The following is a 24,396-nucleotide window of genomic DNA, read 5'->3' as shown; positions in this document are numbered from 1 at the left end:
TTGGGCTACACGATGGTGTACGGCGTGCTGAACCTGATCAATTTTGCGCACGGCGACGTGCTCATGATCGGCGCGATGGCGGGCTTGAGCATCCTGAAGCTGATCCAGCACGTGGCGCCGGACCTGCCGGGCATCGTCAAGCTGATCATCGCCATCATCGGCGCGATTCCGGTGTGCGTGATCGTCAGCATGATCATCGAACGGGTGGCCTACCGTCCGCTGCGCAATGCGCCGCGCCTGGCGCCCCTGATCACCGCCATTGGCGTGTCGATCCTGCTGCAGACGCTGGCCATGATGATCTGGGGCCGCAGCCCGCTGCCGTTCCCGCAGATCATGCCGTCGGACCCGGTGCACATCGCCGGCGCGCTGATTTCGCCCACGCAGATCATGCTGTTGCTGCTGGCCCTGGCGGCGATGATCGGCCTGGTCCTGATCGTCGAGAAGACCAAGATGGGCCGCGCCATGCGCGCCACGGCCGAGAACCCGCGCATTGCGGGTTTGATGGGCGTGGATTCGAATCGCGTCATCGTCGTCACCTTCATTATCGGCGCCGCGCTGGCGGCGATTGCCGGCGTGATGTGGGCGGCGAACTACTCCACCGCCCAATTCGCCATGGGCTTCGTGCCGGGGTTGAAGGCCTTCTCGGCGGCGGTGCTGGGCGGCATCGGCAACATCTACGGCGCCATGCTGGGCGGCATCCTGCTGGGCCTGATCGAAAGCCTGGGCGCCGGTTACATCGGCGACCTGACGGGCGACTTCCTGGGCAGCAACTACCAGGACATCTTCGCCTTCATCGTGCTGATCATCGTGCTCACTCTGCGTCCCTCGGGGATCATGGGTGAACGCGTGGCCGACCGCGCCTAAGTTAAACAAAATATCAAAGAGAGACCGACATGGCCTTCCTCACCTTCGACAAGAAACGCAACCCGCAGCAGGCCAGGATCAGCCTGGCGGCGCTGTTGATCATCATGATCGCCTTCCCCTTCGTTGCCAGCATGTTCGGCAACTCGTGGGTGCGCATCATGGACATGGCGTTGCTGTACATCATGCTGGCCCTGGGCCTGAACGTGGTCGTGGGCTTCGCCGGCCTGCTGGACCTGGGCTACATCGCGTTCTACGCGATCGGCGCCTACACCGCCGGCTTGCTGGCCTCGCCGCAGTTCGCCGACGTGCTGCAATCCTTCGTCAACACCTATCCGGCGGTGGGCAACTTCCTCGTGATGGTGTGCGGCCCGCAGATCGTGCAGACCGGCATTCACTTGTCGCTGTGGATCATCGTGCCGCTGTCGGCCTTGATCGCGGCCCTGTTCGGCGCCTTGCTGGGCGCGCCGACATTGAAACTGCGCGGCGACTACCTGGCCATCGTGACCCTGGGCTTCGGTGAAATCATCCGCATCTTCATGAACAACCTGAACGCACCGGTGAACATCACCAACGGTCCGCAGGGCATCAACCTGATCGACCCGATCCGCGTCTTCGGCGTCTCGCTGGCCGGCGAGCCGGGTTCGGGCTCGATCGTCAAGTTCCTCGGTTTCAGCATGCCGTCGGTCAATGCTTATTACTTCCTGTTCCTGCTGCTGTGCATCGGCGTGATCTTCTTCTCGATCCGCCTGCAGGACTCGCGCCTGGGCCGGGCCTGGGTGGCGATCCGCGAAGACGAAATCGCGGCCAAGGCCATGGGCATCAACACGCGCAACGTCAAACTCCTCGCGTTTGCGATGGGCGCGTCGTTTGGCGGTGTGGCCGGCGCCATGTTCGCCTCCTTCCAGGGCTTCGTGTCGCCGGAATCCTTCTCGCTGACCGAATCGATTGCGGTGCTGGCCATGGTGGTGCTGGGCGGCATCGGCCACATCCCCGGCGTGGTGCTGGGCGGGGTGATCCTGGCCGCCTTGCCGGAAGTGCTGCGCCACGTGGTCGAGCCGGTGCAGATGAGCCTGTTCGGCAAGGTGTGGATCGACGCCGAAGTGCTGCGCCAGCTGCTCTACGGGCTGGCCATGGTGATCATCATGCTGAATCGTCCTGCCGGCCTGTGGCCGTCGCCGCGTCACGAAGACCGGCCCGAAGCCGACCACCCGCACGGCAGTGACGCCGTCGGCGTCGTCAAGGCGTAACCACATCGACGCGCATATAAAAGACAGCAGAGGACGAATCCCCCATGAGCACCAACACCCTGTTAAAAATCGCCGACGTCAGCAAACGCTTCGGCGGCCTGCAAGCCCTCTCGGGCGTGAGCCTCACCATTGAACAAGGTCAAATTTACGGCCTGATCGGCCCCAACGGCGCCGGCAAGACCACCTTCTTCAATGTCATCACGGGGCTGTACCAGCCCGACACCGGCAGCTTCGAGCTGGCCGGCAAGCCGTACAGCCCGAGCGCCCCGCACGAAGTGGCCAAGGCCGGCATTGCCCGCACCTTCCAGAACATCCGCCTGTTCGGCGACATGACCGTGCTGGAGAACGTCATGGTCGGCTGCCACGTGCGCACCAAACAGAACGTCTTCGGCGCGGTGTTCCGTCACAAGGCGGCCCGCGACGAAGAAGCGGCGATCAAGGACAAGTCGCAGAAGCTGCTCGACTTCGTGGGCATCGGCACATTCTCGTCCAGAACGGCGCGCCACCTGTCCTACGGCGACCAGAGAAGACTGGAGATTGCCCGCGCCTTGGCGACCGAACCGCAACTGCTGGCGCTGGACGAACCGGCGGCCGGCATGAACGCCACCGAGAAGATCGGTCTGCGCGAACTGCTGGTGAAGATCCAGGCCGAAGGCAAGACCATCCTGCTGATCGAACACGACGTCAAACTGATGATGGGCCTGTGCAACCGTCTCACCGTGCTGGACTACGGCAAGCCGATCGCCGAAGGCGTGCCGGCGGACGTGCAAAAAAATCCCGCCGTGATTGAAGCCTACTTAGGCGCTTCCCATTAAGCCCGCAGGACACACGACAATGACAACGAACATCTTGAAAATCGAAGACCTGAGCGTGGCCTACGGCGGCATCAAGGCCGTCAAGGGCGCGAGCCTGGAAGTCAACGAAGGCGAGCTGGTGACGCTGATCGGCGCCAACGGCGCGGGCAAGACCACCACCTTGAAGGCCGTCACCGGCACCTTGCCGGACTCGAAAGTGCAAGGCCACATCAGCTACCTGGGCCAGCCGCTGAAGGGGCAGAGTTCCTTCAGCCTGGTCCAGAAAAAGCTGGCGATGGTGCCGGAAGGGCGCGGCGTCTTTACCCGCATGAGCATCCACGAGAACCTCCTGATGGGCGCCTACACCAGCGACGACAAGCAGCAGATCGCGCAGGACATCGAGCACTGGTTCACCGTCTTCCCGCGCCTGAAGGAACGCGCCGGGCAGATGGCGGGCACCTTGTCGGGGGGCGAGCAGCAGATGCTGGCGATGGCGCGCGCGCTGATGAGCCATCCGAAGTTGCTGCTGCTGGATGAACCGTCGATGGGCCTGTCGCCGATCATGGTGGAGAAGATCTTCGAGGTGATCCGCAACGTGTCGGCGCAGGGCATCACGATCCTGCTGGTGGAGCAGAACGCCAAGCTGGCGCTGGAGGCGGCGCACCGGGGTTATGTGATGGAGTCGGGGCTGATCACCATGAGCGGCAATGCCAAGGACATGCTGAATGATCCGCGCGTTAAGGCGGCTTACCTGGGTGAAGGCTAAAGGGAAACTGAACGAGCGTCGATCCTGCCAAAGGCCTCAGGTAGCATTCAGATACATCCTTCAAGGAACGAAGGGACTTGTTAAGGTATCCACTGTATGGTCCCGCCGCATCAGGAGCAAGAATGCATGCGGCGGGGTTTCAGACAGTCAATATCACAAGGGAGCCCTCCATGAATAAGAAATCCATCGTCTCCTCGGTTCTTGCACTGACGCTCGGCATCAGCGCTTTACCTTTGGCCCAGGCGCAACAATACGGGCGCGACGACCGTCGTCCGCCGCAAGGCCAGGATGATCGCCGCGGTCCGCCTGATCGCCGTGATGATCGACACGATGATCGACACGACAACCGCCGCGACGACCATCGCGGCCCCGATCGTCGCGATGAGCGCGGCGCCGGTCCCAATCACGCCTTCCATCGCGGCGACCGCCTGCCGCCGGAATACCGCAACCGCCAATACGTCGTCAACAATTGGCGCGAACATCGCCTGAGCGCGCCGCCGCGCGGCTATCAGTGGGTGCAGACCGGCGGCGATTACGTGCTGGCGGCAATCGGCACCGGCATCATCCTGCAATTGCTCCTCAACAATTAAATCCGGATCTGATCGATGCGTCCGCCGTCTGAACCCGGCGGACGTTTTTGTCTGCGCCGGCATGAGCGTGTAAGAATTTAATTTTGATTAAATTCATTATGAAAAATTAAATTCGACATAACTGCATTAAATGCAGAATTAATATTGGTCTATCCCGAATAGAATCGCAGCAGGCAAAAACCGTATTTTGCCTATCCTTCCGAGACAAACCAATATGAACAGCGCCTCCCATCCTTCCAGCGTTTCTTCCAGCATGTTTTCCAACTTTGCGCCGGCCTTCAGCGTCTTCCAACAGGAAGTCATGCACGCGCCGACGCCACTGCGTGCGGCGATCACCGCCGTCTATCGCCGTGATGAACGCGGCGCCGTGCAGTGGCTGCTGGCGCAGGTGCAAAGCAATGCGACATGGACCGAAGCGACGCAAAAACTGGCGCGCAAGCTGGTGCAGGCGGTGCGCACCAAGCGCACGCGCTCGTCCGGCGTCGATGCGCTGATGCATGAATTCTCGCTGTCGTCGGAAGAGGGCGTAGCGTTGATGTGCCTGGCCGAAGCGCTGCTGCGCATTCCCGATCACCAGACTGCCGATCGCCTGATCGCCGACAAGATCAGCAAGGGCGACTGGCGCAAGCATCTGGGTGAGTCGCCGTCGCTGTTCGTCAATGCCGCCACCTGGGGCCTGCTGATCACCGGCAAGCTGGTCGGCACCAGCAGCGAAAGCGGCCTGGCCTCGGCGCTCACGCGCCTGATCAACAAGGGCGGCGAACCGCTGATCCGCAAGGGCGTTGACCTCGCCATGCGCATGCTGGGCAACCAGTTCGTCACCGGCCAGACCATCGCCGAAGCGCTGGCCAACAGCCGAGACAATGAAAAGCGCGGCTATCGCTATTCCTACGACATGCTCGGCGAAGCGGCGCTGACCGGGCACGACGCCGACTTCTACTACAAATCCTACGAAGACGCGATCCATGCCATCGGCCGCGCCTCCAACGGTCGCGGCATCAAGGACGGTCCCGGTATTTCGGTCAAGCTGTCGGCGCTGCATCCGCGTTATTCGCGTGCACAACATGCCCGCGTGATGAACGAACTGCTGCCGCGCCTGAAGCAATTGCTGGTGCTGGCCAAGTCCTACAACATCGGCCTCAACATCGACGCCGAAGAAGCCGACCGCCTCGAGTTGTCGCTGGACCTGATGGAGGCACTGGCATTCGACCGCGACCTCGACGGTTTCGAAGGCATCGGCTTCGTGGTGCAGGCGTACCAGAAGCGTTGCCCGTTCGTGATCGACTACCTCGCCGACCTGGCGCGCCGCAGCGGCCGCAAGCTGATGGTGCGGCTGGTCAAGGGCGCCTACTGGGACAGCGAAATCAAGCGCGCCCAAGTCGACGGCCTGTCCGGCTATCCGGTTTACACGCGCAAGGTGCACACCGATCTGTCCTACCTGGCCTGTGCGCAAAAACTGCTGGCCGCGACCGACGTCATCTATCCGCAATTCGCCACGCACAACGCCCACACGCTGTCGGCCATCTACACCTGGGCGCAGCAGCACAAGATCGACGACTACGAATTCCAGTGCCTGCACGGCATGGGCGAAACCCTGTACGACCAGGTAGTCGGCGCCGACCAGCTCGGCAAGGCCTGCCGCATCTACGCGCCGGTCGGTTCGCACCAGACGCTGCTGGCGTATCTGGTGCGCCGCCTGCTGGAGAACGGCGCCAACTCGTCCTTCGTCAACCAGATCGTCGATGAAGCCGTCGCCATCGACACGCTGATCACCGATCCCATCGTCGCGGTGCAAAAGTCCGGCGGCGAACCGCATCCGCAGATCGCCTTGCCGCGCAACCTGTACGGCGAAGAGCGCAAGAATTCCGCCGGCGTCGATCTCAGCAATGAAGACACCCTGCGCGGACTCGAACACGCCTTCGCGCAACTGAGTGCGCAGCAATGGCAAGCCGCGCCGCTGTTGCATGACGGCGCCGTATCCATCGGCGAGACGCAGGCGATCACCAACCCGGCCGATCGCCGCGACCTCGTGGGCCAAGTCATCGAAGCCTCGCACGACGACGTCGAGAGCGCCTTGCACGCTGCCACCGAGTACGCGGTGCAATGGCAGGCCGTCTCCTCAGGCGACCGTGCACAAGCGCTGGAGCGTGCCGCCGACCTGTTCGAAACGCATCAGGCCGAACTGATGGCGCTGGCCGTGCGCGAAGCCGGCAAGTCGCTGCCCAACGCGATTGCCGAAGTGCGCGAAGCGGTCGACTTCCTGCGCTACTACGCGACGCAATCGCGTCACGACGGCAATGCGCTGGCGTGGGGGCCGGTGGTGTGCATCAGCCCGTGGAATTTCCCGCTGGCGATTTTCATCGGTGAAGTCAGCGCTTCTCTGGCCGCCGGCAACGTGGTGCTGGCCAAGCCCGCCGAACAAACGCCGCTGATCGCGCATCGCGCGGTGCAGTTGCTGCATGAAGCGGGCGTGCCGCGCGCGGCGCTGCAATTCCTGCCGGGCCGCGGCGACACTGTCGGCGCGGCGCTGACCGGCGATGCACGGGTCAAGGGCGTGATCTTCACCGGCTCGACCGAAGTCGCGCAGCTAATCAACCGCACCCTGGCGCAACGCATCAAGGACGAACACGGCGACATCCCGTTCATCGCCGAAACCGGCGGCCAGAATGCGCTCATCGTCGACTCCAGCGCCTTGCCCGAACAAGTGGTGCAGGATGTCCTGAGCTCGGCCTTCGACAGCGCCGGCCAGCGCTGCTCGGCCCTGCGCGTGCTGTGCCTGCAGGAAGACATCGCCGACAAGACCATGACCATGCTGAAGGGTGCGATGCAGGAGCTGCGCATCGGCCGTCCCGACTGCCTGGAAACCGACATCGGTCCGGTCATCGATGACGAGGCGCGCACGCAATTGCTGGCGCACGTCGAACAGATGAAGAAGGGCGGCAAGGTGTATCAGTTGCCGCTCGACGAACGTCACCAGTACGGCACCTACGTCGCGCCGACCGTGATTGAAATCGATTCCATCGCCCAGCTCAAGCGTGAAGTGTTCGGCCCCGTGCTGCACGTGCTGCGCTATCGCCGCGACCAGCTGCCGCAGCTGATCGACACCATCAACGCCAGCGGCTACGGCCTGACCCTGGGCGTGCATTCGCGCATCGACGAGACCATCGCCTTCGTCGCCGAGCGCGCCCACGTCGGCAACATCTACGTCAACCGCAACATCGTCGGCGCCGTGGTCGGCGTGCAGCCGTTCGGCGGCGAAGGCAAATCCGGCACCGGTCCCAAAGCCGGCGGCCCGCTGTACCTGAAACGCCTGCAACGTCACGCCGACGTCAAGCTGTTCAACGATGCTGCGCAGGCGGCATCGCAACCATTGAAGTCCTTGCTGGACTGGGCTGCGACTCACGGCCACGCCAAGCTGGCGCAACTGGGCGCGACTTATGTGCAGGAAAGCCTGCTGCACAGGACGCTGACCCTGCCGGGTCCGACCGGCGAGCGCAACACGCTGTCGTTTGCACCGCGCGGCAAGATCCTGTGCGCGGCAGCCGACGTCGCGGCGCTGCTGAACCAGATCGCCGCCGTGCTCGCCACCGGCAACATCGCCGTGGTGCCGGCCGCGCAGGGCAAGCTGATCCCGGCCGGGCTGCCGGCCGAAGCGCGCCAGGCGATCGAACTCAGCGGCGACGTCGCTGCGCTGGACTTGCATCTGGCGCTGGTCGATGGTCCGGTGATCACGCAATGGCGCGGCGTCCTGGCGGCCCGTGACGGCGCGCTGGTGCCGCTGGTGCCGACCGCCGAAGACTTGCCGATCGATTTGTGGCGTCTGGTGGCCGAGCGCGCGTTGTGCGTCAACACGACGGCAGCGGGCGGCAACGCGAGCCTGATGACCTTGTCGGTTTAACGTATTACCGTCATCCCGGTGCGCGCCGGGATGACATGTTTTTCACGCTCTCAAAGTAGACAGATTGTCATCTGTCTTCCACTTCTCTTCCCTGCCTTCTGTCTCCTGCCGTAGCGGCGTAAAATAATGCCTCTGCACCGGCAGGCTTGTGCGTCCGCGCACTCCTTGCAATCTGCCCGGCTGTCCCCATTTCACCAGAACAAGCAAAGCAACACTCCGCGCAACACATTCTTGAGGCATTCGCATGGAACAATTTCACGGCACGACCATCCTCTCCGTCCGACGCGGCAACACCGTGGCGCTGGGCGGCGACGGCCAGGTGACGCTCGGCAACGTGGTCATGAAGGGCACGGCGCGCAAGGTGCGCAAGCTCTACAACGGCAAGGTACTGGTCGGCTTCGCCGGCGGCACGGCCGATGCGTTCACGCTGCTTGACCTGTTTGAATCCAAGCTGGAAAAACACCAGGGCAACCTGATGCGCGCCTCGGTCGAGTTGGCCAAGGAATGGCGCACCGACCGCATGCTGCGCCGCCTCGAAGCCATGCTGCTGACCGCCGACCGCGACACTACGCTGGTGATCACCGGCAACGGCGACGTGCTGGAGCCGACCGACGGCATCGGCGCGATCGGTTCGGGCGGCACCTTCGCGCAATCCGCCGCCAAGGCGCTGCAGGAAAACACCGAGCTGTCGCCGGCCGACATCGTCAAGAAATCGCTGGTGATTGCAGGCGAGCTCTGCATCTACACCAACCTGAATCACATTATCGAAACACTCGATTAAAGAGCAAAGAACATCACCATGAACATGACTCCCAAAGAGATCGTCTCCGAACTCGACAAACACGTGGTCGGCCAAGGCCGCGCCAAGCGCGCCGTCGCCATTGCGCTGCGCAACCGCTGGCGTCGTCAGCAGGTCGCCGAGCCGCTGCGCCACGAAATCACGCCCAAGAACATCCTGATGATCGGCCCCACCGGCGTCGGCAAGACCGAAATCGCCCGTCGCCTGGCCAAGCTGGCCGACGCGCCTTTCATCAAGATCGAAGCCACCAAATTCACCGAAGTCGGCTATGTCGGCCGCGACGTCGACACCATCATCCGCGACCTGATCGACATCGGCATCAAGCAGACCCGCGAAGGTGAAGTCCGCAAGGTGCGCGCCCGCGCCGAAGACGCCGCCGAAGACCGCGTGCTTGATATCCTGCTGCCGCCGGCGCGCGATTTCGGCTTCACGCCGGAAGGCAACAAGAACGCCGTCGCCTCGGACGACGGCGTGGAAGAAAAGGGTAGCACCACGCGCCAGACGTTCCGCAAACGCCTGCGCGAAGGCGCCCTCGACGACCGCGAAATCGAGATCGAACTGTCCGAGTCTTCGCCGGCAATGGAAATCATGGCGCCGCCGGGCATGGAAGAAATGACCGAGCAGATCAAGAGCATGTTTTCCGGCATGGGAAACAACCGCAAGAAGACACGCAAGGTCAAGATCAGGGAGGCCATGAAATTCCTGATCGAAGAAGAAGCCGGCAAGCTGGTCAACGAAGAAGAACTGAAGCAGAAGGCGATCGCCAACGTCGAGCAGAACGGCATCGTCTTCCTCGACGAGATCGACAAGATCGCCACGCGCTCGCAAGGCAGTGCCGACGTCTCGCGCGCCGGTGTGCAGCGCGACTTGCTGCCGCTGGTCGAAGGCACCACCGTCAACACCAAGTACGGCATGATCAAGACCGACCACATCCTGTTCATCGCGTCGGGAGCTTTCCATCTGGCCAAGCCGTCTGATCTGATTCCGGAATTACAAGGCCGCTTCCCGATCCGCGTCGAGCTGGATTCCTTGTCGATCGATGATTTCAAAACCATCCTGACCGGCACCGACGCCTGCCTGACCAAGCAATACCAGGCCCTGCTCGAAACCGAAGGCGTCAAGGTGGAGTTCGACGACAGCGGCATCCAGCAACTGGCGGAGATCGCGTTCTCGGTCAATGAAAAGACCGAAAACATTGGTGCGCGCCGCCTCTACACGGTGATGGAAAAACTGCTGGAAGAGATTTCATTCACAGCCGGGGAAACCGGTGCGCAGACCATCGCGATCGATGCGGCCTACGTCAAGGATCGCCTGGGCGAACTGGCGGTCAACGAAGATCTTTCGCGCTACGTGCTGTAAGCGACGCATGGTGAACTGAAGGAGAGCGGCATGGCAAACAAGACGCTGGGAACGCGGCAAAAGCTGAGCTTTCGCATTGAGCCTTCGCAACTTGCCAAGCCGCGCAATCCGGTCGCGGTCGCCGCCAAGCAGCGCGCCGCCGGTCCGCATCGCAAGACCGCTTCCGCCGTGCGGCAGTCGGCGCGGCGCGAGGTGAAAAAGAAACTGGATGAACCTAGCCAGGATTGACCTGGTCCGGCGCAATAAAAAGCCACGGCATGCCGTGGCTTTTTTACGTCTGCAGCAAGTGTGAAGAGCAATCAGTGCTTGCCGCGAATCACACCGGCGTTGTCGTCGCCTTCATCCGGGCCGTGGGCGCCGAAGGAAAATACCTCGAAACTGTCGCCATCGGCAGACACGCGATATGCATAGGCGTTACCCCAGGGGTCGCGCGGCAGGCGGTCGAGGTAGCCGCCGGTTTTCCATTCCTTCGGCACCGGCGCGCGGCCGGGCTTGACGATCAGCGCCAGCAGGCCTTGCTCGGTGGTGGGGTAGCGGCCGTTGTCCTGCTTGTACAGCTGCAAGCCCTTTTCGATCTCGGCAATGTCCTGCTCGGCCGTGACGATCTGCGGGCTGTGGGCGTGATTGACGACATTGATCAGGCGCGGTGCGGCGACGATGGCCACCACCGCGATGATGGCCAGTGCAGTCAACATCTGTAATTTGCTCAGGCCGCGTTGCAGCGAAAAAAATTGCGTGAGAAGTTGCGTGGGAGAAACGGGTCGCGTAACTGTGCGGCGCATCGGACTTTCTTTCCAGTAAAGCGAGATGCGAGAGTATAAAGCCGAAGCGGCGGCTTTGGTATTGCAGAGTCGGATTGCCTGAAAGTTCTGCTTCCGGATCCTGTTTCGGCTCAGGTCGCCAACACCACCTCGACCTCGGTTTCCTGCAGCAATTTGGCCAGCTCCGGCGGCGGCGGCGCGTCGGTGAACAAGACGTCGATCTGCGACAGGTGCGCCATCTTCACCAGCGCCTGGCGGCCGAACTTGCTCGAGTCGGCGACCAGCCAGACTTGCCGCGATTGCTCGATGATGGTTTGCGCGACCTTGACTTCGCGTGCATCGAAGTCGCGCAACACGCCGTCGAGCTCGATGCTGGAAATCCCGATGATGCCGATGTCGACCTTGAACTGGCGGATGAAGTCGATGGTTGCCTCGCCGACAATACCGCGATCGCGCGCGCGCACCACGCCGCCGGTGACGATCACTTCCGACCCCGTATTGCTGGCCAGCATGCTGGCGACGTTGAGATTGTTGGTGACCACGTGCAAGTTGCTGTGCTGATGCAGTGCGCGCGCCACTTCTTCGGTGGTGGTGCCCAGGTTCAGGATCAGCGAGCAGCCGTCCGGCACGCGTGCGGCAACCGCCTTGCCGATGCGCTGCTTGGCCTCGGCGTTCATCACCTGGCGCTGCGGATAAGCAATGTTCTCGGTCGAGGAAAGCAAGCCGACGCCGCCGTGGTAGCGCGCCAGCAACTTGGCGTCGACCATCGCCTTGACGTCGCGGCGCACCGTCTGCGTCGTCACATCGAGCTTCTGCGCCAGTTCTTCCACTGAAATCGTAATGTGCTTGCGCACGCAGTCCAGCAAGGTTTGTTGCCGCGGATTGAGCATCATGGGAATTGGTGAATGATCATATGAACATTAAAAAACATAATCGAATTGAAAACAACAAAATAATTGTTGATTTGTTTTCAGGTTGTCGCGTATCGTAGCCAAAAAATACAATACGGCAAATAAAAAATCCGGAGACAAGTTGAACACACTTCTTGAATGTGATCTTCTGGTGGTTGGCGGCGGCATCAATGGCGCCGGGATTGCCCGTGACGCGGTCGGCCGCGGCTTGCGCGTGATCCTGTGCGAGCAGCACGATCTGGCGCAGCATACTTCTTCGGCCAGCACCAAGCTGATCCACGGCGGGCTGCGCTATCTCGAGTATTACGAATTCAAGCTGGTGCGCAAGGCCTTGCAGGAGCGCGAGGTGCTGCTGCGCGCCGCGCCGCATATCATCTGGCCGCTGCGCTTCGTCATGCCGCACGACGCCGGCCAGCGCCCGGCCTGGCTGATCCGGGCCGGCCTGCTGATGTACGACTATCTCGCCAAACGCGAAATCCTGCCGGCCTCGCAAGGACTCAAGCTCAACGAACATGCCGCCGGCAAACCGCTCAAGGGCGACTATCGCCGCGGCTTCGTCTACTCCGACGGCTGGGTCGACGATGCCCGCCTGGTGGCGCTCAACGCGCTCGACGCCAGCGAACGCGGCGCCCGTATTTTCACCCGCACCAAATGCATCGAAGCACGTCGTGAAGGAGACCTCTGGCGCGCCGTGCTGGAGAATGAACAGGACGGCCGCATCCAGGTGCAGGCGCGCGCCATCGTCAACGCCGCCGGTCCGTGGACCGCGCAGTTCGCCGACGCCGTGCCCGGCGCCAGCAAGAGCTACGGCCTGCGCCTGATCAAGGGCAGCCATATCGTCGTCAAGCGTCTGTTCGACCATCCTTACGCCTACATTTTTCAGAACCCGGACAAGCGCATCATTTTCGCGATTCCGTATCAGGACGACTTCACGCTGATCGGCACCACCGACCTGGAATACACCGGCGACGCCGGCAAGGTCGAGATCAGCGCAGCGGAAACCGACTATCTGTGCGAGATGGCGAACCGCTATTTCACGCGCCAGATTTCCGCGCAAGACGTGGTGTGGACCTATTCCGGCGTGCGTCCGCTGCTGGACGACAATTCCTCCAACGCCTCCGCCGTGACGCGCGACTATCTGCTCGAGTGCAACGACAACGGCGCCCCCATGCTCAACGTCTGGGGCGGAAAAATCACCACCTATCGCAAGCTCGCCGAAGAAGCGCTGGCCGTCCTGTCGCCGCGGCTGGGATTCAAGGCGCCGCCGTGGACTGCCGACGCGCCGTTGCCCGGCGGCGATCTGGAGCAGCCGGGCAAGCTGGTCAGGCGTTACGACTTCGCGCGCTTCCTGGCGGGCTTCAGCGAACGCCATTCGTGGTTGCCGCCGGCGCTGGCGAAGCGCTATGCGCGCAGCTACGGCAGCCGTGCCGAACGCCTGCTCAAGGGTGCCGCCGCTCTCGCCGATCTCGGCGAAGAACTGGCGCCGGGGCTCTACGAGTCGGAAGCACGCTATCTGCGCGACGTCGAATGGGCTTGCAGCGCAGAAGACATCCTGTGGCGTCGGAGCAAGCTGGGCCTGTATTGCCGGCCGCAGCACGTGGAACGATTGCAGCAATGGCTGAAGGAGCAGACTTAGTCCTGAAGACCTGCGCATGTAAAAAACAGAACAGCAGCAAGGAGACAGCGTGACCCTGGAATTAAAACAAGTGACCAAGTCGGTGGGTGCGGAAACGCATCTGTACCCGCTTGATCTGAAGCTGGCGGCAGGCGGCATCAACGTCTTGCTGGGCCCGACGCAGGCCGGCAAGACCTCGCTCATGCGCATCATCGCCGGCCTCGACAAGCCCGGCAGCGGCAGCGTGCTGGTCGACGGCAAGGACGTCACCGGCGTCGGCGTGCGCGAGCGCAACCTCGCCATGGTGTACCAGCAGTTCATCAATTATCCGGGCCTGAGCGTGTACGAAAACATTGCCTCGCCCCTGCGCCTGAAGAAATTGCCGCAGCAGGAAATCCATCAGCGCGTCACCGAGATCGCCGAAAAACTGCACATCGCCCACCTGCTGCAACGCCTGCCGGGCGAACTGTCCGGCGGCCAGCAGCAACGTACCGCGCTGGCGCGCGCATTGATCAAACGCGCGCCGCTGGTGCTGCTGGACGAGCCGCTGGTCAACCTCGACTACAAGCTGCGCGAAGAACTGCGCTCGGAACTGATTTCCCTGTTCACCAGCGGCGACACCACCGTGGTCTACGCCACCACCGAACCGCAGGAAGCCCTGCTGCTCGGCGGCCACACCGCCGTGATGCACGCCGGCCGTTTGTTGCAGTTCGGCCCGACGCTGCAATTGTTCAACGCGCCGGCCTCGACCGAAGTGGCGGCCATCTTCAACGACCCGCCGATGAACATGCTGGCGGCGACCGCCATCGACAATGCCAGCGTGAAGCTCGACGACGGCAGCGTGCTGTCAGTCGCTGGTCGCAATCTGGCGCTGTCCGCGGGCCAGCGTTGCCGGGTTGGCGTGCGTTGCAACGATGTGCGCCTGCAAGCGGGCAACAGTGCGGGCGCAAGCGTCACGCTCGCCTGCACGGTCGGCCTGGCCGAACTGAGCGGTTCCGAAACTTATCTGCACCTGCGCCACGGCGGCGATGCGCTGGTGGCGCAATTGCCCGGCGTGCATGCGCTCGAGATTGGCAGCGCGGTGCAGGTCAACATCAATGCCGCACAGATTTTTCTGTTCGATACCGAGGGCCGCCTGCTGAGCGCCCCGCAGGGAGACTGACATGGCACGCATTGAATTCCGCAATCTCGGTCACGCCTACGGACCCCATCCGGCGTCGCTGGAAGACTACGCCCTGCAACCGATGAACATGGTGTGGGAAGACGGCGGCGCCTACGCCTTGCTGGGCCCGTCCGGCTGCGGCAAGTCGACGCTGCTCAATATCATCTCCGGTTTGCTGGTGCCGTCCGAAGGACAGGTGCTGTTCGACGGCAAGGACATGACGCAGATGCCCACGCGCGAGCGCAACATCGCGCAGGTGTTCCAGTTCCCGGTGCTGTACGACACCATGAGCGTGTTCGACAACCTGGCGTTCCCGCTGCGCAATCGCAAGGTGGCGGAGAGCGAAGTGCGCGCGCGCGTGCATGAAATCGCCGAAATCCTCGAACTGACGCGCGATCTCAAGCAGCGCGCCAGCGGTCTCTCCGCCGACGCCAAGCAAAAGATTTCGCTGGGGCGCGGACTGGTGCGCAAGGACGTCGCGGCGATCCTGTTCGACGAGCCCTTGACGGTGATCGATCCGCACATGAAATGGCAGCTGCGGCAAAAGCTCAAGCAGATCCACCACCAGCTCAAGCTGACGCTGATCTACGTCACCCACGACCAGGTGGAGGCGCTGACCTTCGCCGACGAAGTGGTGGTCATGACCAACGGCAAGGTGGTGCAGCAGGGCAAGCCGGAAGCCTTGTTTGTGCGTCCCGATCACACCTTCGTCGGCTATTTCATCGGCAGCCCCGGCATGAACTTTTATCCGCTGCAGATCGACGGCGACGCCGTCGTGATCGGACAGCAGCGCGTGGACATCGACGCCGCGCAACTGCAGGCGCTCAAGCATGCCAACGGTGAACTCAAGCTCGGCATCCGGCCGGAGTTCGTGGAACTGACCACGGCCGGCGCGCCCGGTGCGGTCAGCGCCAACATCGTGCAAGTCCAGCATCTCGGCACCAGCCAGCTGCTCACGGCGGAATTCGGCGGTCAGATCGTCAAGGCCAGGCTCGATGCCTCGACCAGGCTGAGCGAGGGCCGGCAATGGCTGCGCCTGGCGAAGGCGGAGACGATCTTCTTCAGCAATGACGAAAGGATAGGGCGATAGGTCATGAACAAGCCATACAACAACAAGGCCTGGTTTTTCATCCTGCCGGTGTTCCTGACGGTCGCGTTCTCCGCGATTATCCCGCTGATGACGGTGGTCAATTATTCGGTGCAGGACATCATCAGTCCCGAGCAGAGCGTGTTCGTCGGCCTCGAATGGTTCCGCGCCGTGATGCGCGACAGCGAACTGCATTCGGCGCTGCTGCGCCAACTGATCTTTTCGTTCTGCGTGCTGCTGGTGCAGATCCCGCTGGGCATCGGCCTGGCGCTGTCGATGCCGGCGCAGGGTTGGAAGTCGTCGGCGGCGCTGGTGATCCTGGCCATGCCGCTGCTGATTCCATGGAACGTGGTCGGCACCATCTGGCAAATTTTCGGCCGCGCCGACATCGGCCTGGGCGGTTATGTATTGAGCCGGCTCGGCATGGACTACAACTACGCCTCCAACTCGCTCGACGCCTGGATCACAGTGCTGGTGATGGATGTCTGGCACTGGACGCCGCTGGTGGCTTTGCTGGCTTTCGCCGGCCTGCGCTCGATTCCGGATGCGTATTACCAGGCGGCGCAGATCGACGGCGCCAGCCGCTGGGCGGTGTTCCGTTTCATCCAGTTGCCCAAGATGCGCGGCGTGCTGGTGATCGCGGTACTGCTGCGCTTCATGGACAGCTTCATGATCTACACCGAACCCTTCGTGCTCACTGGCGGCGGTCCCGGCAATTCGACCACCTTCCTGAGCCAGTACCTGACGCAAAAGGCGGTCGGCCAGTTCGATCTGGGACCTGCGGCGGCGTTTTCGCTGATCTATTTCCTGATCATCCTGCTGCTGTCCTTCGTCTTGTACAACTGGATGCAAAGCGCCGGCAATGGCGGACAGAACACCGGAGCCAATCATGAGTAAAAACAAGCAAGGCAACTGGCCGCGCATGCTGACGTTGGCGCTCTACATCGCCTTCACGCTGATCCCGCTGTACTGGCTGTTCAATACGTCGCTGAAGACCAATGAAGAAACCCTGGCGGTCTTCACGTTGTGGCCGAACCAGCCGACGCTGGACAACTACAAGGTGATCTTCACCGACGCCTCGTGGTATTCGGGCTACATCAACTCCATCATCTACGTCGCCATCAACACGGTGCTGTCGCTGCTGGTGGCTTTGCCGGCGGCCTATGCGTTTTCGCGCTACCGCTTCCTCGGCGACAAGCACATGTTCTTCTGGCTGCTGACCAACCGCATGACGCCGCCGGCGGTGTTCCTGCTGCCGTTCTTCCAGCTGTACTCGACGGTCGGGCTGATGGATACGCACATCGCCGTGGCGCTCGCGCACATGCTGTTCAACGTGCCGCTGGCGGTGTGGATACTGGAAGGCTTCATGTCGGGCGTGCCGCGCGAGATCGACGAGACCGCCTACATCGACGGTTTCTCCTTCCCGCGTTTCTTCCTCCGTATCTTCCTGCCGCTGATCAAGTCGGGCGTCGGCGTGACGGCGTTCTTCTGTTTCATGTTCAGCTGGGTCGAGCTGCTGCTGGCGCGCACGCTGACCTCGGTCAACGCCAAGCCGATCAGCGCCATCATGACGCGCACCGCGTCGGCGGCCGGCATGGACTGGGGCATCCTGGCCGCCGCCGGGGTGCTGACGATCATTCCGGGAGCGCTGGTGATCTGGTTCGTTCGCAACCATATCGCCAAGGGCTTCGCGATGGGGAGGGTGTGACGATGGCTGCTTTTTCATGGATGTCGTGGACGCCGCCGATCGCCGTCTTTTTCATCTGCATCGCGCTCATGCTGGTCGGCATGACGATCTGGGAAATCCGTTCGCCGACGGTGGAGCGCAAGGGTTTCCTGCCGTTGCGAACCACCCGCGGCGACCGTTTGTTCATCGGCCTGCTGAGTGCTGCCTACATCAATCTGGCCTGGGTCGCGGTGACCGACCTGGACCAGTGGTACGCCGCCGTGCTCGGTTTGGCGGCCTTGTTTATCGTCATGCGCAAGGGCTGACCTTGCGTGTGATCAGGATTCAATTTCCGGTTTGCTCAGAATAAAAAAACCTGGAATGAAATGACGCGTTCGGGGAATGTCCTTCCCTCTCCGGCGCGACCATCTTTGGGAAGGTGACGAGGAGACGTGATGCAAAAATTCAAACTTACCGTGCTGGCCGCTGCGATTGCAGTGGCAGGCAATGTCTGGGCCGACACCAAGTCGGCCGAGAAATGGATCGACAGCGAATTCAAGCCGAGCACGCTGTCGCGCACGCAGCAGCTGAGCGAAATGCAATGGTTCATCGATGCCGCCGCCAAACTGAAAGCCAAGGGCGTCAAGGAAATCCACGTGGTGTCGGAAACCCTCGACACCCACGCCTATGAATCGAAGACCTTGGCCAAGGCCTTCGAGGAAATCACCGGCATCAAGGTCAAGCACGACGTGATCCAGGAAGGCGACGTGGTCGAAAAGATGCAGACCTCGCTGCAATCGGGCAAGTCGATCTACGACGGCTGGGTCAACGACTCCGACCTGATCGGCACCCACTACCGCAACGGCCAGACCGTGGTGCTGTCCGACTACATGGCCGGTCCCGGCAAGGAATACACCAATCCCGGCCTCGACCTGAAGGATTTCATCGGCACCAGCTTCACGACCGCGCCGGACGGCAAGCTGTACCAGCTGCCCGACCAGCAGTTCGCCAACCTGTACTGGTTCCGCGCCGACTGGTTCGCGCGCAAGGATTTGCAGGACAAGTTCAAGGCCAAGTACGGCTATGAACTGGGCGTGCCGCAAAACTGGTCGGCCTACGAAGACATCGCTGCCTTCTTCACCAACGACGTCAAGGAACTGGACGGCAAGAAGATCTTCGGCCACATGGACTACGGCAAGAAGGATCCGTCGCTGGGCTGGCGTTTCACGGATGCCTGGCTGTCGATGGCCGGCGCCGCCGACAAGGGCCTGCCGAACGGCTTGCCGGTCGATGAATGGGGCATCCGCGTAGCGGCCGACAAGTGCACGCCGGTCGGCGCGTCAATGTCGCGCGGCGGCGCCACCAATTCGCCGGCGGCAGTGTATGCGCTGACCAAGTACCTCGACTGGATGAAGAAATATGCACCGCCGGAAGCGCTCGGCATGACCTTCTCCGAAGCCGGTCCGGTGCCGGCGCAAGGCCATATCGCGCAGCAGGTGTTCTGGTACAGCGCCTTCACTGCGGGCATGACCAAGCAAGGCCTGCCGGTGGTCAATACCGACGGCTCGCCGAAGTGGCGCATGGCCCCCGGCCCGCATGGCCCGTACTGGAAAGAAGGCATGCAGAACGGTTACCAGGACGTCGGTTCCTGGACCTTCCTCAAGAGCACGCCGCCTGACCAGATGGCCGCCGCCTGGCTGTACGGCCAGTTCGTGACGTCCAAGACCGTGTCGCTGAAGAAATCGATCGTCGGCCTGACCTTCATCCGCGATTCCGATATCCGTTCGGAATACTTCACCAAGAACGCGGCGAAGTACGGCGGCCTGATCGAGTTCTACCGCAGCCCGGCGCGCGTGGCATGGACCCCGACCGGCAACAACGTGCCCGACTATCCGAAGATGGCGCAGCTGTGGTGGAAGAATATCTCCACCGCGATTTCCGGCGAAAAGACGCCGCAAGGCGCGATGGATAACCTGGCCGAAGAGATGGACGGCATCATGGCCCGCCTGCAGCGCGCCGGCATGAAGAACTGCGCGCCCAAGCTCAACGACAAGAAGGATCCTGCGAGCTGGATGTCCGACAAGGGCGCCCCATGGACCAAGCTGGCCAACGAAAAACCAAAGGGGGAAACCATCCCTTACGACAAACTGCTGCAAGCATGGAAGGACGGCAAAGTTCGCTAGGCATTCCCGCACAAGCTACTGCGCGATCCGATCTCCGGACTGCGATGCTCACCGTACTCACGTACGGCTGCGCTTCTCCTCCAGAGCTAGGACCGCTCGCTATGCTTCTGCAGGAAGCCGCAACTTCAAGTAGCGCCACGGCGTCATTCCGGCAGTTGCCGGGATGACGTTTTTCCTTCCAGCACGGCGCAATCGTTGTTACGCTGTGATTTCACAGTGATTTGTAAGGCAAATGTCATGGCATATCTGCTCGCTCTCGACCAGGGCACCTCCAGCTCACGCAGCATCATCTTCGACGAAACCGGCGCCATCGTCGCCACCGCGCAGCAAGAGTTTCGCCAGATATTTCCGCAGCCCGGCTGGGTTGAACACGATCCCATGGATCTTTGGAACAGCCAGTTGCAGACTTGTCGCCAGGTGCTGGCGCAAGCCGGCATCAAGGCCGCCGACCTGGCAGGACTCGGCATCACCAATCAGCGCGAGACCACCGTGGTGTGGGACCGCGCCACCGGCAAGCCGGTGCACAACGCCATCGTCTGGCAAGACCGCCGCACCGAAGCCATCTGCGCCGAATTGCGCGAGCGCGGCCTGACGGACGCCATCCAGGCCAAGACCGGATTGGTGCTCGATCCGTATTTTTCCGGCACCAAGCTGCACTGGATACTCGACAGCGTGCCGGGCCTGCGCGAGCGTGCACGGCGCGGCGAGCTGGCCTTCGGCACCGTCGACGCCTGGCTGATCTGGAACCTGACCGGCGGCCGCCTGCACGTGACCGATGTGTCCAACGCCTCGCGCACCATGCTGTGGAATATTCATACCGGCAACTGGGATGATGAATTGCTGGAATGGCTGGACGTGCCGCGTTCGATGTTGCCGGAGGTGCATCCCTCGGCGCATCTCTACGGTCACACCGACGCCGGGCATCTGGGGGCGGCGGTAGTGATCGGCGGCATCGCCGGCGACCAGCAGTCAGCCCTGTTCGGCCAGGCCTGCTTCCAGCCCGGCATGGCCAAGAATACTTACGGCACCGGTTGCTTCATGCTGCTGCATACCGGCGACCAGTGCGCGCAGTCGCACAACGGCCTCATCAGCACCGCAGCCTGCCAGGTCGGCGAGCGCAAGCAGTACGCGCTTGAAGGCAGCGTGTTCATCGGCGGCGCAGTGGTGCAGTGGCTGCGCGACGGCCTCAAGGCAATCAAGAATTCGACGGATGTGGAAGAACTGGCGGCCTCGGCGCCGGACTCCGGCGGGGTGGTGTTCGTGCCGTCGTTTACCGGGCTCGGCGCGCCGTACTGGAATCCCTCGGCCAAGGGCGCGATCGTCGGTCTCAGCCGCGGCAGCACGGTGGCGCACATTGCGCGCGCCGCGCTGGAATCGATCGCCTTCCAGAGCACCGCCTTGCTGACGGCAATGGTGCGCGACGCCGTGTCGCCGATCACCGAATTGCGCGTTGACGGCGGCGCGTCGGCCAATAACCTGCTGCTGCAATTCCAGGCCGACTTGCTCGGCATCCCGGTGATCCGTCCGCAGGTCACGGAAACCACAGCGCTGGGCGCCGCCAGTCTTGCCGGTCTTGCGACCGGGGTCTATCGCGACATGGCTGAGTTGTCGGAACATTGGCGCATGGAACGCACCTTCCTGCCGACCATGAGCCGCGACGAAGCGCAGACAAAAATACAAACCTGGGAGCGCGCCATCAAGCAGGTCAGCGCCGGTTGATGAACTTGCTTCCGGCTCAGGGTGCGCTCAGCGTCACGGCCACGCCGGCCTGTTCGGTGACCGACGCCGACAGCGTGGCGTACAGCTCGGCGCCGTCGCGCGCGCTCAGCCATTGTTTGCCGTCGTATTTGAAGTGATAGCCGCCCGATTTGGAGGCCAGCCACAGCTCCTGCATCGGCGCCTGACTGTTGACGATGATTTTGGAGCCGTTATCGATGCATTCGATTTCGAGGACATTGCCGCTGCGACTGCATTCGACGTCGAGGTCGGTGTCGTCGGTAGCCTGCTCCAGTGCGGCTTCGATCGCGTTCAGCGCGGAATCCGCGAGGGCCAGGAATTCTGATTCTGTCATGCTACACTCCGAGACATTGATGTAAACCCGTGATTCTATCGTGAAGTCTCCATTTCATTTTTCTCCTGCCCGTCCGCTGCTTGGCGCCGCCATGTTGGCTCTGCTGTTGACCGGTTGCGGCCAGAAGGGCCCGCTCTACATCGGCAAGCCTCCGGCGGAGCGCGTACGCACCGCGCCTGCGGACAATATGAGCAAACCGGACGTGCCCGATGACGCCGGTGTGCCGGCGATCTCCTTGCCTGCGCCGGCTTCGGCGCCCGCCGGCAGCGCCAAATAATTTCTCGCTGTATTTCTCCCGGTTTTTGCGCAGCGCTCAATTTTTTACGCAGTTCTCACGCAGTTCTCAACTCTCATGTCCCATTTTTCTTACCGCGACGGCGTGCTGCATGCCGAAAACCTGCCCCTGAATGCACTGGCCAAGCAATTCGGTTCGCCGCTGTACGTCTATTCCAAGGCAGCGCTGACCGCCAACTTCTCGGCCTATGCCGATGCCTGCAAGAAAGCCGGTCGCACTGAAAATGCGGACAACGGCGGCGCGCTGGTCTGCTATTCGGTCAAGTCCAACTCGAATCTTGCCGTGCTCAATGTGCTGGGCAAGCTCGGCTCCGGCTTCGACATCGTCTCGGGCGGCGAATTGCTGCGCGTGATTGCCGCCGGCGGCGATCCGCGCAAGGTGATCTTCTCGGGCGTGGGCAAGGGCCGCGATGAGATGCGCCTGGCGCTGCAACACGACATCCTGTGCTTCAACGTCGAATCGATTCCCGAAGTGCATCGCCTCAACGAAGTCGCGGGCGAAGCCGGCAAGCGCGCGCGCATTTCGCTGCGCGTCAATCCGAACGTCGACGCCAAGACCCATCCTTACATCTCCACCGGTCTCAAGGAAAACAAGTTCGGCGTCGCCTACGAAGACGCGCTGGCCTGCTATCGCGACGCCGCCGCGCTGCCGAACATTGAAGTGGTCGGCATCGACTGCCACATCGGTTCGCAGCTGCTCGACGACGCGCCGCTGCTGGAAGCGCTCGACAAGGTGATCGAACTGATCGACCAGCTCGAAGCCGAAGGCATCGCCATCCATCACCTCGACATCGGTGGCGGCATCGGCATCACTTACGACGACGAACAACCGGTTCCGGTCGGCGACTACCTGGGCCGCCTGTTCACCCGCATCGATGCCTGGCGCAAGGAAAAATACGCCGGCCGCGCGATCAAGGTCATGTTCGAACCGGGTCGCTCCATCGTCGGCAACGCCGGCGTGCTGGTGACCGAAGTGCAATACCTGAAGCACGGCGAGAGCAAGAATTTCGCGGTGGTTGACGCCGCCATGAACGACCTGATGCGTCCGGCCCTGTACGAAGCCTGGCATGGTGTGCAAGTGGTGCAACAGCGCAAGGACGCCGCCAGGACCTATGACGTCGTCGGTCCGGTGTGCGAATCCGGCGACTGGCTGGCGCGCAGCCGCGAACTGGCGATCGCGCCGGGCGACTTGCTGGCGTTGATGTCGGCCGGCGCCTACGGCATGACCATGGCTTCCAACTACAACACGCGCGGCCGCGCCGCCGAAGTATTGGTGGACGGCGACCAGGCGCATCTGATCCGCAAGCGCGAAAACCCAGCCGATCTGTTCGCGCTGGAATCCATCGCCGGCTGATATCGGCATTGCCGGGCAAGCGCATGAGCCGTATGACTGCAACTGACGCGGCCCGGTTTGCGATGCTGGACAACGCGTTCTTCGATCAGGACAGCCCCGCCCTGGCGCGCGCCCTGATCGGCAAGGTCTTGCGGCGCCGCTGGAAAGGCCAGTGGCTGTCCGCCCGCATCATTGAGACCGAGGCCTATTGTCTCGACGAGCGCGGCAGCCATGCCTCGCTGGGCTACACCCACAAGCGCCGCGCCCTGTTCATGGACGGCGGCACCATCTACATGTATTACGCGCGCGGCGGCGATTCGCTCAATTTCAGCGCTGCCGGTCCGGGCAATGCGGTCCTGATCAAATCGGGCTATCCCTGGATCGACCCGATCGCCGGTCCCGCAGCTCTGGCGGTGATGCAGGCGGAAAATCCCGACGCGCAAGGCGGCGTACGCCCCCTGAGCCGTCTCTGCGCAGGCCAGACCTTGCTATGCAAATCGCTGGCTTTGCGCGTGCCCGACTGGGATGCCGGCACGTTCGATCCCGCCGTGTTTTTTGTCGACGACGTCGGCGAAGCGCCGCCGACGCTGATCGAAACCACGCGGCTGGGCATCCCGACCGGCCGCGACGAACACCTTCCTTACCGCTTCGTCGATCCCGCTTACGCCCGCCATTGCACGCGCAATCCGCTGCGCAAGGGACAAGTCGCGCCGACGGACTATCGCTGGGTTGACCGCGACGGCAGGCCGACGGCCGTGCAGGAATTCCCGCGCGGCGTCATTCCCGTCCCGGGCTGATCCCCAGCCTCAGGCGGCCGGCTTGCCGGAATTCAACATCGCCGTTTTCAACGCCGGCCGCCGGTGGCGCGAAATTTGCTGACACGCTGCTGTCAGGGCGGCAAAATCCCCCGCCAATGCCGCTATAATGCGCGTTTTCGCCTGTCGTCCCGTTCATTTTTCAGCCTCTTTTTGAGCCCCTTTTGCGTAAGGAACATGC

The 24,396-nt window shown here is 62.4% G+C and carries 23 protein-coding genes; 20 read left to right on the top strand and 3 right to left on the bottom strand.

Going from position 1 to position 24,396, the window contains the following annotated elements; translation table 11 throughout:
- From DXT88_RS21575 to DXT88_RS21535, 9 genes are all read left to right on the top strand, one after another.
- A partial coding sequence (locus DXT88_RS21575; RefSeq protein WP_265215992.1) for a branched-chain amino acid ABC transporter permease occupies positions 1-864 on the top strand: 864 nt, incomplete at its 5' end.
- 29 nt (positions 865-893) lie between these two features.
- The gene (locus tag DXT88_RS21570) at positions 894-2,111 is read left to right on the top strand and encodes an ABC transporter permease subunit (RefSeq protein ID WP_016833191.1); all 1,218 of its coding nucleotides are present in this window, start codon (positions 894-896) and stop codon (positions 2,109-2,111) included.
- A 44-nt stretch (positions 2,112-2,155) separates the two neighbouring features.
- Positions 2,156-2,926, top strand: coding sequence for an ABC transporter ATP-binding protein (locus DXT88_RS21565; RefSeq protein WP_016833190.1), 771 nt, complete (start codon positions 2,156-2,158; stop codon positions 2,924-2,926).
- Between the two features lie 19 nt (positions 2,927-2,945).
- Entirely contained in the window at positions 2,946-3,671 is a 726-nt protein-coding gene (locus tag DXT88_RS21560) for an ABC transporter ATP-binding protein (protein ID WP_265215991.1), read from the top strand.
- Positions 3,672-3,841: 170 nt separating this feature from the next.
- Positions 3,842-4,261, top strand: coding sequence for an RcnB family protein (locus tag DXT88_RS21555; RefSeq protein WP_265215990.1), 420 nt, complete (start codon positions 3,842-3,844; stop codon positions 4,259-4,261).
- A gap of 214 nt (positions 4,262-4,475) precedes the next feature.
- Positions 4,476-8,159: a trifunctional transcriptional regulator/proline dehydrogenase/L-glutamate gamma-semialdehyde dehydrogenase gene (gene putA, locus DXT88_RS21550; protein WP_407649389.1), complete on the top strand. Its 3,684-nt coding sequence runs from the start codon at positions 4,476-4,478 to the stop codon at positions 8,157-8,159.
- Between the two features lie 244 nt (positions 8,160-8,403).
- Positions 8,404-8,940 (top strand): ATP-dependent protease subunit HslV, encoded by a 537-nt coding sequence (hslV, locus tag DXT88_RS21545; protein WP_016833182.1) that lies wholly within the window; start codon positions 8,404-8,406, stop codon positions 8,938-8,940.
- A gap of 18 nt (positions 8,941-8,958) precedes the next feature.
- Positions 8,959-10,317, top strand: a complete 1,359-nt coding sequence (hslU, locus tag DXT88_RS21540; RefSeq protein WP_265215989.1) for an ATP-dependent protease ATPase subunit HslU — start codon at positions 8,959-8,961, stop codon at positions 10,315-10,317.
- A gap of 30 nt (positions 10,318-10,347) precedes the next feature.
- Positions 10,348-10,545 (top strand): hypothetical protein, encoded by a 198-nt coding sequence (locus DXT88_RS21535; protein WP_016833181.1) that lies wholly within the window; start codon positions 10,348-10,350, stop codon positions 10,543-10,545.
- A gap of 71 nt (positions 10,546-10,616) precedes the next feature.
- On the opposite strand, the gene gspG is transcribed toward DXT88_RS21535, so the two are convergent.
- Both gspG and DXT88_RS21525 read right to left on the bottom strand, forming a co-directional pair.
- Entirely contained in the window at positions 10,617-11,099 is a 483-nt protein-coding gene (gspG, locus tag DXT88_RS21530; RefSeq protein ID WP_265215988.1) for a type II secretion system major pseudopilin GspG, read from the bottom strand.
- A 110-nt stretch (positions 11,100-11,209) separates the two neighbouring features.
- A complete protein-coding gene (locus DXT88_RS21525; protein ID WP_321161129.1) occupies positions 11,210-11,968 on the bottom strand; it encodes a DeoR/GlpR family DNA-binding transcription regulator in 759 nt (252 codons plus the stop codon).
- Between the two features lie 142 nt (positions 11,969-12,110).
- Between DXT88_RS21525 and glpD the strand changes: the two genes are divergently transcribed.
- The 8 genes from glpD (at position 12,111) to glpK (ending at position 21,421) form a co-directional block, all read left to right on the top strand.
- Complete coding sequence (gene glpD, locus DXT88_RS21520) at positions 12,111-13,625, top strand: glycerol-3-phosphate dehydrogenase (RefSeq protein ID WP_265215986.1); 1,515 nt, start codon at positions 12,111-12,113, stop codon at positions 13,623-13,625.
- Positions 13,626-13,674: 49 nt separating this feature from the next.
- Complete coding sequence (locus DXT88_RS21515) at positions 13,675-14,766, top strand: ABC transporter ATP-binding protein (protein ID WP_265215985.1); 1,092 nt, start codon at positions 13,675-13,677, stop codon at positions 14,764-14,766.
- A gap of 1 nt (position 14,767) precedes the next feature.
- The gene (locus tag DXT88_RS21510) at positions 14,768-15,856 is read left to right on the top strand and encodes an ABC transporter ATP-binding protein (protein WP_265215984.1); all 1,089 of its coding nucleotides are present in this window, start codon (positions 14,768-14,770) and stop codon (positions 15,854-15,856) included.
- A 3-nt stretch (positions 15,857-15,859) separates the two neighbouring features.
- Positions 15,860-16,750 (top strand): carbohydrate ABC transporter permease, encoded by an 891-nt coding sequence (locus tag DXT88_RS21505; protein WP_016833176.1) that lies wholly within the window; start codon positions 15,860-15,862, stop codon positions 16,748-16,750.
- Entirely contained in the window at positions 16,743-17,561 is an 819-nt protein-coding gene (locus DXT88_RS21500) for a carbohydrate ABC transporter permease (RefSeq protein ID WP_016833175.1), read from the top strand. Before DXT88_RS21505 ends, DXT88_RS21500 begins: the two co-directional genes overlap by 8 nt.
- 2 nt (positions 17,562-17,563) lie before the next feature.
- Positions 17,564-17,845 (top strand): DUF2160 domain-containing protein, encoded by a 282-nt coding sequence (locus tag DXT88_RS21495; RefSeq protein ID WP_265215983.1) that lies wholly within the window; start codon positions 17,564-17,566, stop codon positions 17,843-17,845.
- Between the two features lie 129 nt (positions 17,846-17,974).
- Positions 17,975-19,702 carry an ABC transporter substrate-binding protein gene (locus tag DXT88_RS21490; protein ID WP_016833173.1) on the top strand — a complete coding sequence of 576 codons (1,728 nt, stop codon included), beginning with the start codon at positions 17,975-17,977 and terminating at the stop codon, positions 19,700-19,702.
- A 237-nt stretch (positions 19,703-19,939) separates the two neighbouring features.
- A complete protein-coding gene (glpK, locus tag DXT88_RS21485; protein WP_265215982.1) occupies positions 19,940-21,421 on the top strand; it encodes a glycerol kinase GlpK in 1,482 nt (493 codons plus the stop codon).
- A 16-nt stretch (positions 21,422-21,437) separates the two neighbouring features.
- On the opposite strand, the gene cyaY is transcribed toward glpK, so the two are convergent.
- Positions 21,438-21,773, bottom strand: a complete 336-nt coding sequence (cyaY, locus tag DXT88_RS21480) for an iron donor protein CyaY (protein WP_016833170.1) — start codon at positions 21,771-21,773, stop codon at positions 21,438-21,440.
- 40 nt (positions 21,774-21,813) lie between these two features.
- Here cyaY and lptM point away from each other — a divergent pair, with 40 nt between their 5' ends.
- From lptM to DXT88_RS21465, 3 genes are all read left to right on the top strand, one after another.
- Positions 21,814-22,050 carry an LPS translocon maturation chaperone LptM gene (lptM, locus tag DXT88_RS21475; RefSeq protein WP_265215981.1) on the top strand — a complete coding sequence of 79 codons (237 nt, stop codon included), beginning with the start codon at positions 21,814-21,816 and terminating at the stop codon, positions 22,048-22,050.
- Between the two features lie 75 nt (positions 22,051-22,125).
- Complete coding sequence (gene lysA, locus DXT88_RS21470; RefSeq protein WP_265215980.1) at positions 22,126-23,421, top strand: diaminopimelate decarboxylase; 1,296 nt, start codon at positions 22,126-22,128, stop codon at positions 23,419-23,421.
- A gap of 32 nt (positions 23,422-23,453) precedes the next feature.
- Entirely contained in the window at positions 23,454-24,197 is a 744-nt protein-coding gene (locus DXT88_RS21465; RefSeq protein ID WP_238533930.1) for a DNA-3-methyladenine glycosylase, read from the top strand.
- The last annotated feature ends 199 nt before the right edge of the window (positions 24,198-24,396 follow it).

Origin of the sequence: Herbaspirillum lusitanum, from assembly GCF_026127345.1 — a bacterium.
Lineage (GTDB): Bacteria > Pseudomonadota > Gammaproteobacteria > Burkholderiales > Burkholderiaceae_D > Herbaspirillum > Herbaspirillum lusitanum.
Note: the sequence above shows the minus strand (reverse complement) of the source record. Positions and strands in the feature narration are given on the sequence as shown.